Source organism: Atopobacter phocae ATCC BAA-285 (assembly GCF_000526675.1).
In the GTDB taxonomy this organism is placed as follows: Bacteria; Bacillota; Bacilli; order Lactobacillales; family Aerococcaceae; genus Atopobacter; species Atopobacter phocae.
This window is the reverse complement of the sequence record NZ_JAGN01000043.1, coordinates 1-13,181: the sequence shown is the minus strand read 5'-3', so window position 1 is coordinate 13,181 and position 13,181 is coordinate 1. Positions and strand designations below refer to the sequence as shown.

Genomic DNA, 13,181 nt, shown 5'->3' with positions numbered 1-13,181 from the left:
AAGAACATTTAAACACTATAACACGTATATTCAAAATACTTTTGCTTATCCTCAATTGACTAATGGGCCGATTGAAGGATTAAACAACAAAATCAAGGTACTTAAGCGAACTGCTTATGGCTACCGTAATTATTCACACTTTAAAAATAGAATTTTATTGATGATGCGTTTATACGCGCCAAATCATCCGCCCAAAATCGCTGTTTCTTAACACTAATTTTGAATACAATTGATCCAATCATTTGCTTATTTTATCTTTTGATCTAAAAAAAGAGGAGAAGTAACCATACGGTTACCTCACCTCATCATCAACCCTATTTGACAAAGAGCCAAAAAAAGTTTGCTACTTTGCTTCATTTGATAAGCTTTAGTAGCAAACTCATTGTTTTATTATAAATCATCAACGATTATATAAAATACACGCAATGGTCCGTGCAATCCTGTTACTAATTGCATTTCAATATCTCCAGAATTAGATGGTCCCGAAATAAAATGAATGGCAGAACCTATTGAATTACCTCTCGCATCAAAGGCAGCCGCCGCTTGAGTTGACCGTTTTACAATTCTACTTTTCGGTACGATAGCAATATAATGTGTTGGTAAGAAATGCAAGGTGCGTCCTTGGCCTGGTGTTGTTTCAACTACCACACTTGCAGATTCTGCTAAAAAATATTGAGCAAATGCTATCGCAATATTACTTTTTTCTGCTGCTGTAATATTCTCATCACGAAACTCCGGACCAATTTTCCATTCATATACCGCATGAGAAGGTGAAAGCTCCACACCATATTCATCAAATTGTTTATCATTCGGAATAATGATTTGTCCTGCTTCACACGTTTGAATTACTTGTTCAATCGTCTGATTTAATTGACTGTGTGTTGTTTCAACCACCTCTGCTTTTACTTTTTGAGATTGTTTCTTAGCCACTTCAACTAATTCATCGATAGATAATTCATCTAATTGTCGTTCTGGTAAATCAGAGAATGGTTGATATGGCTCATACGGTTCAGCTGATAGACGGTTTTTTAAATGGTCAAGAAATTTATCGCGATTGTAAATTTGTCCTGTTTGAGTCATCTTATTCCCCCTCTTTCTTCGTATGAATGGATACATTAATACCATTTGCACGATCTTTTTGATGTTGTTTATACCATACGCGGAAATTATCTTTATATTTTGGTGGCATTGGTAAATCTCTAACATCTGTCCATCCTTTAGCCATACCCATACCATTGTTAACAAAACCGCCATGTAAATACATATTCTCTACAGAGATTGGTTGTTTCTTACGTAGCATACTTAATCCAAAATGTTCCATTTTTAATGCTGTTTGGAATAAGAAAGGTGAAGCCGTTCCTTTTCCAATCATTCGCATTTGTAAATCATCAAAGCCTTTTTTCATTTTCAACTCATTAGTCATTACACGACGATGCGCAATGAGTAATTCATGCAGTGGGATTTTAACTGGACATGTTTCTGTACATGCTCCACACAAACTAGAAGCATATGGCAATTCACCAAATTCTTTGTAGCCTCCTAATACCGGCGAAAGAACAGCTCCAATTGGGCCGGGATAAGTTGAGCCATATCCTTGTCCACCAATTTGTCGATAAACTGGACACACATTTAAACAAGAACCACATCGAATACATTGTAATACCGACTGGAATTCTGTACCTAATGCATTAGAACGTCCGTTATCAATAATGACTACATGAAAATCTTCTGGTCCATCTGATTCCATCGCTCTTTTTTTACCAGCAAATGTAACGTATGTCGTTAAGTTTTGTCCCACTGCGCTGCGCGCTAATAAATTATCTAATACTTCTGCTTCTTTTATTGTAGGTACAATACGTTCCATTCCCATTAAAACTATTTGTGTTTTTGGAATACTAATTGTTAAATCAGCATTTCCTTCATTAGTATCTAAATTAATTTGACCAGTATTTGCTATGGCAAAGTTACACCCTGTAATTCCAACGTCTGCTTTTAAGAAATATTCACGCATTACTTGTCGAGCAAATCGAGCTAAATTAACCGGTTTATTATCTCCAGTATATCCTAATTTTTTTTCAAAGACTTGACGCGTACGTTCGCGATCTTTATGGATACTCGGAAAAACAATATGACTTGGTTCATCCCAATCATCCATTTGCAAAATAAACTCTGCTAAGTCAGTTTCCATTACATCCACACCGTCTAATCCTAAAATCATCGGATCAATATCTACTTCTGTTGTTACCATTGACTTAGATTTCACAACATGTTTTGCATTTTTTTCTAAAATAACTTTCTTTACATAGTCTTGCGCTTCTTCTGGTGTTTGTGCAAAGAATACATGTCCACCTTGTTTAGCTACATTGTCACTAAATTCTTCCAAATAATGTGGTAAATGTTGAACGACATGCTGACGAATACTTTCTCCAATATTACGCCATTCTTGCCAATTACCTAATTCTTCTCTTGAGCCTTCACGCTTTTCCCACTGTAAATCTTGTGCCTTTCTAACAGATTGACGCATAAATTTATCAGCCGCACTAATTTTAATACGTTCAGCATACGGTTTTGTACTTGTTTTTAAACCCATTTAGATTACCTCCACTTTCTCTAATTGCGGACGATCCATACGATTTAAATCTACTTGTGAATTTAGCACTTCTGCAATGTGCATTACTTTAATTTCCTTACCATCTCGATTTAATTTCCCACCTATATTCATTAAACAGCCCATATCTGCACTAATTAAAATCTCTGCTCCGGTTGAGACAACATCGTTCACTTTTTCAGTGACCATCATTTCAGAAATTTCTTTTTCTTTTACGGAGAATGTTCCACCAAATCCACAGCAATTTTCGATATGTGGTAATGGCACCATTTCTAATCCTCTCACGTGATCTAGTAGAACAAATGGAGCCTCACGTTCTCCTAATATACGTGTCATATGGCATGAGCGATGATAAGTCGCACGTTTATTTAATGTTGCTCCTAAATCTTTAACTTTTAAAACACGATATAAAAATTGTGTAAATTCATAAGTACGTTCTGCAACTGCTACTGCTTTTATATAATAGGGATCTTCTTTTTCAAAAAAATGAGGCAACTCTTTCATCATCCCTGCACACGACCCAGCAGGTGCAACTATATAGTCAGCGCCTTCGAACGCATCAATTTGATTTTTGAATACAGGATAACTTTCTTTAGCGTATCCACTATTCGAAGTAGGTTGTCCACAACAAATTTGTTTTTCTGGTAATTCTGTCTCAACACCTAAACGTTCCAACACTTCAACCATGGCTTGCCCGACATTTGGAAACATTAAATCAATCAAGCAAGTCGAAAAAATCGTCACTTTCATTTCTTCTCCTCCTATAAATCCAAAACTTATAAAGCGTTTACAATTTAATGATTACAATTAAAGTATATAGATAATTGCATTTACGTGCAAGGTTTATTTAGAACTTATATAATCTTTTTAGTTGCTTTCTCAATTAGAAATTAATAAATTATAACCATTATAATTAAAGTAAAAGAAGCCACAAAAAAACCATTGATTCACTTATCAATGGCTAAATAAATACTCCAATTGTGTAAAGAATGGTTAATAGAAAGGCATTTAATGTAAAAATTTGAACCGAATGAACAAAAGTTTCTGTCTTAACTGGATGTTCAATAAATCCTTTTGCTTTTTTAAAGCTAAATGGAATTAGGAATAAAGTTCCTAAACATAACAATGGCGCCCATCTCATTATAACTGACATGGTTATCCCGACGTAAGCAATCGCTATTAATAGAACAAATAATTTTTTAGCGCGATCTCTTCCAATATAATGAACTAATGTAAATCGGCGATTAATTCGATCCTCTTCTAAATCACAAATATTATTGGCTAACATAATATTAGCAATAAAACATATATAGACTAACGATAATACAAAAATAGCACTTATAGTGTCAATTGACCAACTAAATTTTTCATAAGTATTAATATATACACTAATCAACGGAATCATAAAGCCCATTGTAAAACCAGAGAAAATTTCTCCTAAAGGCATACTAGATATAGGCTTTGGTCCAGATGAATAGAATATTCCTACTGTATAGCAATATAGTCCCATAATTAACAATGGCCATCCTGTTTGACTAGCTACATATAATCCCATACATGCTGAAACAGTAATGATTGTCCATTGAAAAACAAAAATTTTACGAAGCGAAATATTTTCTCTTCCAATGACGTTTGTTTCATATTTGTAATCATGATCTAAAGATGCTTTGTGAAAATCACTATAATTACTTAAAACATCGACACCTGTATTAAATAAAATCATTGCTATAAAAAAAATAAAAAGTAAATTTAGATGAATTGATTGATAGTAATAATAGCTAAATAATGTCCCCAATAAACAAGGAAAAATACTAGCAACTTTTGCTTTTAATTCAATCACTTCCACTAAAACTGACCACTTCATATATTTATCACCCTTTCTAACGCATAGGATAAACATAAACTATCAATTTTACGTTGTCAATAAAAAATAGTTGTACATTTAAACAGTTATAGCTACAATGAGAATAATACGTATTATTTTTATACAGAATGAGAGGACTATTTATGTTTATTTTTTGGCACCAACATCGCCACATAAAAGACCAATTAACTGCAGTGCAACAATTAATCGAATCGATTTTAGTCGTTCCAAACGAAGAGCTCCAACAAGCATTTACCGATTTGTTGAATGCCGGTGGAAAAATGCTGCGCCCAGCCCTTATTTTAATATTTGCGGAATTATTTAAAAATCCGACTCATTCGATACCGGCCGAAAAAAATTCTAATCAACTAATCGGAGTAGCGGCATCGATTGAACTATTACACATGGCTAGTCTCATTCATGATGATATAATTGACGATTCCCCTCTTCGACGTGGACAAAAGACAGTCCAGTCACGTTACGGCAAAGATGTTGCGGTATATGCCGGTGATTATTTATTTACTTCGTTCTTCGATTTATTAATTAATCACATGCAAGGAACACCCTATTTAAAACGTAATTCTCAAGTAATGAAACAATTATTAATCGGTGAAATTAATCAATTAAATCATCGTTACAAATTAAACGCAACCATTGACGAATATTTAAATACAATTGAAGGAAAAACTGCCGCATTATTTGCTCTTTCTTGTGAAGAAGGTGCCTATTTTAGTGGAGCATCACCTGACATGATTGCTATCGCAAATGAAATTGGACGCTTAATCGGTTTAACTTTCCAAATTTGTGATGATATTTTAGATTATGTCGGAGACGAAAGTACTTTGAAAAAGCCTATTTTGGAAGATGTCAACCAAGGGATATACTCTCTTCCTTTATTACTAGCATTGAATACACATCGTCAGGAACTTACCCCTTATTTAAACAAAACAACTGATTTAACAACACAAAATGCTCAGCAAATTGCTGCGATTGTAAAATCATCAAACAGTGTTGACCGTGCTCGAGAGATGGCGTGGTCATATAGTAATGAAGCAATTCAATTAATTCAACAATTACCTAAGCATTCGTTCAAAAATGAACTGATTCATTTAATTCAACAACTAGTTGAACGAACTTATTAAAATTAAAAAAACGAACACTTTCTGACCGCATAGTCTCATCAGAAAGTGTTCGTTTTTTATCTTTAAAATATATAATCTTCATGAGTAATAATTAATAAATACCGCGATCCATTTCTAACAATCGTTGATAATGAGGATGCGTTTGACTTAATTCTGCTGGCGTTCCATTAATTGTTATGTGACCTGATTCAATAAAAAGAACTTGATCCATGTGGACAATTCCTTGTAAATGATGAGTAATCCATAATACCGTTTTATTTTCCAACACTTCAAAAAATGTTTTAAGCAATTGTTGCTCCGTATAAGGATCTAGACCAACAGTTGGTTCGTCCAAAATAATAATTGGCGATTGTTGCAATAACACGCGCGCAAGGGCTAAGCGATGTCTCTCTCCTCCAGAAAAGCGAGTACCACTTTCACCAACAAGCGTCTCTAATCCATCATCGAGCGATTCCACTAATTGCTTTAATCCCACACGTTCAAGTACATCCCACATTTCTGTAGTCGTTGCATCTGCTCGTGCCAATCTCAAATTATTAGCAATCGTTGTATGGAACAAATGTGGATTTTGTTCAATAAAACCAATGTAATGAGCAATACCATCACCTAACATATGAACAGGGACTTGGTTAATTGTCACTTCTCCGGACAGTGGCTTTAAATCCCCTCTTAAAATAGAAGCTAAGGTCGATTTACCACTACCACTTCGTCCAAGTAATGCAATTTTTTCACCTGGATGAAGTGTAATGGATAAATCATCTAATAATCGTTGATTATCATAACCAAACACTAACTCTTTCACTTCAACTGTAAGAGGTCCCTGCAACGCTATTAATGTCTCATGTGTTAACTCGCGTGCTTGGTTATCGAGTATATCATCTTTTCCTTCGCTTAAGCGATTTAAATGGACTAATGAGTCATTATACCGATTAGTTTCTTCAGCCGCTAATGATAAAGGTAAATACGCATCAATTAACGGAAATACTGCTAATACAAAAGCTGCAATCCAGTTGGCTGCTCCGCCTGCTTGCCCACCAAAAGTCAAGCCTGCCCAAATCAACGTTAATAAAGCAATTAATCCAAACCACAGTTCACCAATAAATACCCGTTTTCGATTAATTGCATTTAATTCCATTTGAACGTCGTTAAGCGCTTTAGCACTATGTTGATGATAATTTAAGTAGTTATCTGTTTGTCCACTAAAAATCCAATCAGATACCCCTAAAACGTTATCTGTTAAATCTGTATACAGTTGTCGCTTAATTTGTTTCTCTTGTTCTTGTCTTGCACCATTAACGACAATGGACCAAATAGGTAATACAACCATTAACATGAGTAACATTAAACCCATCAACAGCGCAAATGGAATCGAGAAGAATCCTAAAAATATAACAATTAATACATACACTGACCATGCTACTAATGTAGGGAAAATTGTTCTTAGATAAAGATTTTGAATATGATTAATATCTTCTGACAGCAAACCTAACATATCCCCTGTTTGATGATTATGTTTGAAAAATATTGCGTCTATTTCAAGTAAGCGATATAATCTCAATCGTAACTTAGAGGTCATTTTTAATACCCAGTTATGACTAACTAATCGTTCAAAATAGCGAAAAACTGGACGTCCAATTCCAAACGCTCTTGTCATAACAATTGGAATATAAATTAACAAAATATTTTCTGGTCGTGTCGCTGATTTGCTAATCAAATACCCTGACGTAAACATAAGACTCGTTGCACAAATGAATGTACAAACTCCAAGAAAAATTGCGACAAACAATGGACGTCTGTATTTAGCTAAAAATGGACGTACCCATGAATCTTCTGATAATGTTTGAAATAACTTAATCTGCTTCATTTACGTCCTCCTCAATCCAACATGCTAATTTGACAAATGCACCTTGTTTTTCAATGAGTTCATCTAAAGTGCCCGACTCAACTATTTCTCCATTCTCTAATACATAAATGTAGTCCATTTCGTGCATCCAGTGCAAACGGTGAGTGGCAAAAAATGTTAAACGATTCGCCATTAATGGTAACATCGCTTCTTTTAATTCCGCTTCTGTTTCAATATCCAAATGTGCAGTCGGTTCATCAAATAATAAAATTTGACGCTGATCGTCTAAAAATGTTCGCGCTAAGGCGATACGTTGTGCTTGACCACCACTTACTTGTCTCGCACCCTCACCAATAATAGTATCTAACCCATTTGGTAATTGTTCAAACCATTCATATAATCCAACTTGTTGAATTGCTTGAATGATAGCATCATCCGATACTTGCTTAACATAAAACATCACATTTTCTCTTAATGTTGCTTTGAAAATATAGGGATGTTGAGGCATATAAATTGTTTGCTGTTGCCAAGAAGCATTATTAAACGTTTCAATAGTTGTACCATTTACACGTGCTTCTAAATAATCAGGCTCAATAAATCCGCTTAACAAATCAATTAATGTTGATTTTCCACTACCGCTCATACCTACTAAACCAATTTTTTTAAACCCTTTTACATTCAGATGAATATTTTTGATTGCCAGTGCATCTGATTCAGGATACGTGTAATTTAAAGCATCAATTTGAATTTCCGGTTCATCCGCACTAAAGTTTAATAACTCTGTTGATACACTAGGCTCTTTTAAGTCTAAAATATTAAAGACATTAATAAGTGCATTTTTTCCATCTAATGTTGCATGATAATCATTAGAAAAATCACGAATCGGCAAGAAATACTCTGGTGCTAAAATTAAAGCAATGAGGGCTGGAAATAATGGTGCTTGCCCTTCTAAAAGTCTTAACCCTAAGAAGAAAGCAACAATCGCAACAGATAACGTAGTAAAGAAATCCAATGCAAAAGTAGATAAAATAGCCACTCTTAAAGTAGACATGGTGGCTTCTCTAAATTGTTCACTTACTTTAAAAATATTCTTCCCGTATGCTTTGCTAACACCTAAACGCTTTAAGGTATCAATTCCTCTTAAAGAATCAATAAAATGATTAGATAAAATTTGAAACACTTGAAATTGTTTATCCGCTTTACTTTTAGCGGCTAATCCTAAAATAATCATAAACAAAATGATAATAGGAAAGACAATTAATAAAATTCCGCCTGAGGGAATATCCATCCAAAATACAAACGCTAAAATAATCCAAGGAATAATCATTAAATGCATCACTTTAGGTAAAATTAAATGTAAATAGTTTTCGACTTGAGTTAATCCATCTAAAACCATTGTTGTTACATGACCGGTCCCTTCTCTTGCAACAAGCTTAGGGCCCATTCGGAATATTTTTTTTAATAATTTTACACGTAGTTCTTCTGATACATTAACACTAAACTGCTCTAATTTTAGATCTTGAATATAAGTGATAACATGTCGTAGTACATAACTTACTAAGAATAATCCAATCCAATTTATTACGGCCATCAAAGTTTGTCCTTGCCACAAACCATTGATTGCTTTTGACAAGCCATAAGCCTGCGTAATAATAAAAGTTGCTTGCAAAACGGAAAGTCCTGCAAGCAACCTTAAAATGGTTTGAATATTTGATAAGCGTAACAAGGCTTTATCAAACACTATTTAGCCTCTACGTGCGTATGTTTAACACGTTTTCTAAACACATAATATGTGAATGAAATATATGTTAATACAAACGGCAGCAAGGTTGCCGTAATCATACTCATTGTTTTTAAAGTATATGACGTTGACGTTGCGTCTTTAATTAGTAAATCAAAATCTGGAGAAATTGAACTAATTAATACGCGTGGGAACAAACCGCTAAATAATAAAGCTACTAAAGAAATTAACGTTAAACCACTTAAAATAAAAGCCCAACCTTCTCGTTTATTAATAACACTAACATGAGCACCTACTGTTAGAAGTACAATTAATACGACTAAAGCTAAGGTGATGATGAATTTATTTGCAAAGAAATCTGTCATCAAGTATAAAAGTACAGCGAAAACCACTAAACCAGCATAAAGTACATAATAAAGTACTTTTGCATATTGATTAGCACGTTCTCTAATCGGACCAGTCGTTTTCAAACCAATGTAGTTTAATCCGTGTAAATAACATAATAAAGTTAATGCCACACCGCCAACTAATGAAAAAATATTAATATAATCACTAAAAGTAGCAGACATATTATGATTAGCATCAAGTGGCATACCTTGAATTAAACTAATAAACATTATCCCAAAACAAAATGGCACAATTAAACTACCTATTGACAATGTCCAATTCCAGATTTCTTTTTTATCTTCTGGCATATGATGACGAAATTCAAACGATACACCGCGAATGATTAATCCGAATAAAATGGCTAATAAAACTAAATAATAACCACTAAATAATGAAGCATACCAATATGGAAAAGATGCAAACATTGCTCCACCAGCTGTTAGTAACCAAACTTCGTTACCATCCCATACTGGTCCGATTGTTTCAATAATCTGATCTTTTTCGTGTTTATTACGTGCAAGTGATTGAACAGCCATTCCGACCCCAAAGTCAAATCCTTCTAAGAAGAAGAATCCAGAAAAAAGAACGCTAATCAATACAAACCAAGCTATTTGTAATACTGACATTTTTATAGCCCCCCTTCACTAAAAGCATCATTTAAAGCATGTTCTGTTTGATCCATTGGGTGATTATCGTAATCTGGCCCTAAAGACATCACACGACGCACTAAATAAATAAGTACGACAGATAAGAATGAAAATAGAATGAAGTATACAATATTACTAATTAATAAAGACGTTACTGAAACATTAGGTGATACACTATCTTCAACACGGAATAAGCCATAAACGGTCCAAGGATAACGACCCATTTCTGTAATTAACCATCCTGTTGAATTAGCAATAAATGGTAGGAACGTAGCCCAACCTAATGCTTGTAGCATCCACGGCTTTTTATAAAGTATAGGATCAGAACCGCGCGTTAGAAAAACGCCCGCCAAACCAATCATGAACATCAATGTCCCAAATCCTGCCATTAATCTAAAGTTCCAAAAAATAGCATTTACGGCGGGATAATAATCTCCTTCACCGTATGCATCAATCATTTTTTGATTAACTGTATCCATTCCTTCAAATGATCCAGATAAATTACCATTAGCTAAAATACTTAACATGTAAGGCATCTCAATACCAAATACACGCTTGTTTTCTTTCTCATTAGCCCATGCGACTAGTGTCCAAGAAGCAGGTTCCCCTGTATCTTCGTATGCGCCTTCCATTGCAGCAAACTTCATTGGTTGCGTTTCAATTAAATCTTTCATTTGTGCATGTCCAGCACCTAATGTTAAAGCTGAGCCAAGTAAGGTTACTATTAGGCCTAACTTAATTGATTTCTTATAAAAATCGACATGTGTTTCACGATTCTTATATAATCTGAATGCAGCTAATCCAGCAACAATAATACCACCCGTTGCTATTGCCGCTGCAATAACGTGATTAAATTCAAACCATAATTTTGAATTTTTTAATAACGCTAGAAAATCTACCATTTCCGCACGACCGTTTCGAACTTCAAATCCAACCGGTTTTTGCATAAAGGCATTAGCGGTTAAAATCCATAATGCTGATAACATCGATGAAATCGTTACTAACCAAATAAATAATGCATGAACAGCTGGTTTAACACGATCCCAAGTAAACATCCATAAACCAATAAATGTTGATTCCATAAAAAATGCAAGTAAAGCTTCGATTGCTAAAGGTGCTCCAAAGATATCACCTACAAAGCGAGAATATTCTGACCAGTTCATACCAAATTGAAATTCTTGAATAATACCAGTAACTACCCCGACTGCAAAACTAAGTAAGAAGATATTCCCCCAAAACTTTGTCATTTTTTTGTACTTTTCGTCTTTCTTGATGACATACATTGTTTCCATTACAGCAACCATGAATCCTGTCCCTATTGAAAACGGAACAAAGAAGAAATGGAAGACTGTTGTCATCGCAAATTGAAAACGAGCTAAGGTCGTTATATCTAACGCACCGAACATATTTAACATAAACTCTCTCCTTTACATTTTATTAACTAAATACCCCATTAAAACAGTGTAATTCAGTCGAACTTTTCTATCTAGACTAATTAAAAACCATTCTAGATATCAACTAAAGTATACTCTGAAATATCATATCCGTCTAGTAAATCGATAAATTTGTAATTCCTTTTTTATACAATATTTACGGAATAAATTTTCCTAATTAAAGTGCTCACTAATCTTCAATAAAAATAGCACTCTATTGTTTTCAATCAGGAAAGTGTGTTACATTATTTATATTATTTAATCTCGGAGGTTTAGTATGAAACCGAAAAAAGAAGGCGTTCTACTTGTCAATATTGGTACACCTAAAGAACCCACATCTTCTGCAGTTAAACTTTATTTAAAACGATTTTTGTCTGATCGACGCGTTATAAAAAAATCTCCTATTATTTGGCAACCCATCTTGCATGGCATTATTCTGAATATTCGACCTAAAAAATCAGCCGCCCTATATCAAAATATTTGGACTAGTCATGGTTCGCCATTAAAATATTACATGGATAAGCAAGAACTAGCACTACAACAATTGTTGCCTCAAACGATTGTTCGAACTGCTATGTCATACAGTGAACCTTCTATTCCTTGTGTTTTAGACGAGCTATTAGAAGAAAATATTACTCATTTAACGGTCATTCCAATGTATCCCCAATATTCTGGTACTACTGTGGGCAGTGTCTTTGACGAAGTTATGCGCTATTTTTATCGTTCGGACAAAATCATTCATTTAAATTTTGTTCGATCATTTTATGAACGCCCTTCATGGTATTCTATTTATTCAAAGAAAATATTAGATTTTTTAAAGCAACATACGATTCAACATATCGTCTTTTCTTATCACGGTATTCCTGTGGAGTATGTGAATCAAGGCGATCCATACCCTAATGAATGTATCCAATCGACCGAATACATTATGCAAGATGTTTTGACCGAATATCCAACTATGACTTATGAAAATACTTTTCAATCTCATTTTGGAAACGATGAGTGGTTATCCCCTTCAACTGAGGCATATTTGAAATCGCTTCCTGAACAAGAAATTAAAAATATACTAGTAGTTGCACCAGGATTTGTTATGGATTGTTTAGAAACAATTGAAGAACTTGGAGAAGAAAATCGTAATTATTTTATCGAAGCTGGCGGTAATAATTACTATTATCTTTCTGCATTGAATGATTCGATTGAATTAACTTATCTTTTAAAAGAAATTATACAAAAAAATGAGCAGTCTTAATCTGATATGCTCCCCCTAAAGTAGACACTTGAAAAAGTAAAACTATTTTAGGGGGAGTTTTTCATGCGTAAAAATAAACGTTATTCAGCTAATGAGTTAATGTATTTTATTGATCTCTATTTAATCAGTGGAATACCCTATGTAGAATTACAGGAAAATTATGGCTTAAAATTAAATGATAAAAACTTTCGAAAGTATCTTAATAAGTATAGATTACATGGGCCTTCGGCCTTAATATCAAAAGGTACCAATAACAATTATTCTGAG

Annotated in this window: 12 protein-coding genes; 4 read left to right on the top strand and 8 right to left on the bottom strand. The window is 34.0% G+C overall.

Annotation, left to right across the window (positions count from 1 at the left end; all coding sequences use genetic code 11):
• Positions 1 to 211, top strand: a 211-nt coding sequence (locus L866_RS09330) for a transposase (protein ID WP_025730495.1), incomplete at its 5' end; no start/stop codon positions are given.
• A 179-nt stretch (positions 212 to 390) separates the two neighbouring features.
• On the opposite strand, the gene L866_RS0107015 is transcribed toward L866_RS09330, so the two are convergent.
• The 4 genes from L866_RS0107015 to L866_RS0107000 form a co-directional block, all read right to left on the bottom strand.
• A complete protein-coding gene (locus tag L866_RS0107015; protein WP_025730493.1) occupies positions 391 to 1,080 on the bottom strand; it encodes a LutC/YkgG family protein in 690 nt (229 codons plus the stop codon).
• Between the two features lies 1 nt (position 1,081).
• The gene (locus L866_RS0107010) at positions 1,082 to 2,590 is read right to left on the bottom strand and encodes a LutB/LldF family L-lactate oxidation iron-sulfur protein (protein ID WP_025730491.1); all 1,509 of its coding nucleotides are present in this window, start codon (positions 2,588 to 2,590) and stop codon (positions 1,082 to 1,084) included.
• Positions 2,591 to 3,358 carry a (Fe-S)-binding protein gene (locus L866_RS0107005; RefSeq protein ID WP_035446369.1) on the bottom strand — a complete coding sequence of 256 codons (768 nt, stop codon included), beginning with the start codon at positions 3,356 to 3,358 and terminating at the stop codon, positions 2,591 to 2,593.
• Positions 3,359 to 3,569: 211 nt separating this feature from the next.
• Positions 3,570 to 4,472 carry a prenyltransferase gene (locus L866_RS0107000; RefSeq protein ID WP_025730487.1) on the bottom strand — a complete coding sequence of 301 codons (903 nt, stop codon included), beginning with the start codon at positions 4,470 to 4,472 and terminating at the stop codon, positions 3,570 to 3,572.
• Positions 4,473 to 4,615: 143 nt separating this feature from the next.
• Here L866_RS0107000 and L866_RS0106995 point away from each other — a divergent pair, with 143 nt between their 5' ends.
• The gene (locus L866_RS0106995; protein WP_025730484.1) at positions 4,616 to 5,614 is read left to right on the top strand and encodes a polyprenyl synthetase family protein; all 999 of its coding nucleotides are present in this window, start codon (positions 4,616 to 4,618) and stop codon (positions 5,612 to 5,614) included.
• A 91-nt stretch (positions 5,615 to 5,705) separates the two neighbouring features.
• Here L866_RS0106995 and cydC read toward each other — a convergent pair whose 3' ends face one another.
• Genes cydC through L866_RS0106975 form a run of 4 tightly spaced genes read right to left on the bottom strand, consistent with a single transcriptional unit; the run spans position 5,706 to position 11,647 of the window.
• A complete protein-coding gene (gene cydC / locus L866_RS0106990) occupies positions 5,706 to 7,478 on the bottom strand; it encodes a thiol reductant ABC exporter subunit CydC (protein ID WP_025730482.1) in 1,773 nt (590 codons plus the stop codon).
• Positions 7,465 to 9,198, bottom strand: coding sequence for a thiol reductant ABC exporter subunit CydD (gene cydD / locus L866_RS0106985; protein ID WP_025730480.1), 1,734 nt, complete (start codon positions 9,196 to 9,198; stop codon positions 7,465 to 7,467). Before cydD ends, cydC begins: the two co-directional genes overlap by 14 nt.
• Positions 9,198 to 10,211, bottom strand: a complete 1,014-nt coding sequence (cydB, locus tag L866_RS0106980; protein WP_025730478.1) for a cytochrome d ubiquinol oxidase subunit II — start codon at positions 10,209 to 10,211, stop codon at positions 9,198 to 9,200. The genes cydD and cydB overlap by 1 nt, the downstream gene beginning before the upstream one ends.
• 2 nt (positions 10,212 to 10,213) lie before the next feature.
• Positions 10,214 to 11,647, bottom strand: coding sequence for a cytochrome ubiquinol oxidase subunit I (locus L866_RS0106975; RefSeq protein ID WP_025730476.1), 1,434 nt, complete (start codon positions 11,645 to 11,647; stop codon positions 10,214 to 10,216).
• Positions 11,648 to 11,942: 295 nt separating this feature from the next.
• Here L866_RS0106975 and hemH point away from each other — a divergent pair, with 295 nt between their 5' ends.
• Complete coding sequence (gene hemH / locus L866_RS0106970) at positions 11,943 to 12,914, top strand: ferrochelatase (RefSeq protein ID WP_025730473.1); 972 nt, start codon at positions 11,943 to 11,945, stop codon at positions 12,912 to 12,914.
• Positions 12,915 to 12,977: 63 nt separating this feature from the next.
• On the top strand, positions 12,978 to 13,181 hold a 204-nt coding region (locus L866_RS0106965; protein WP_025730471.1), incomplete at its 3' end, for a hypothetical protein.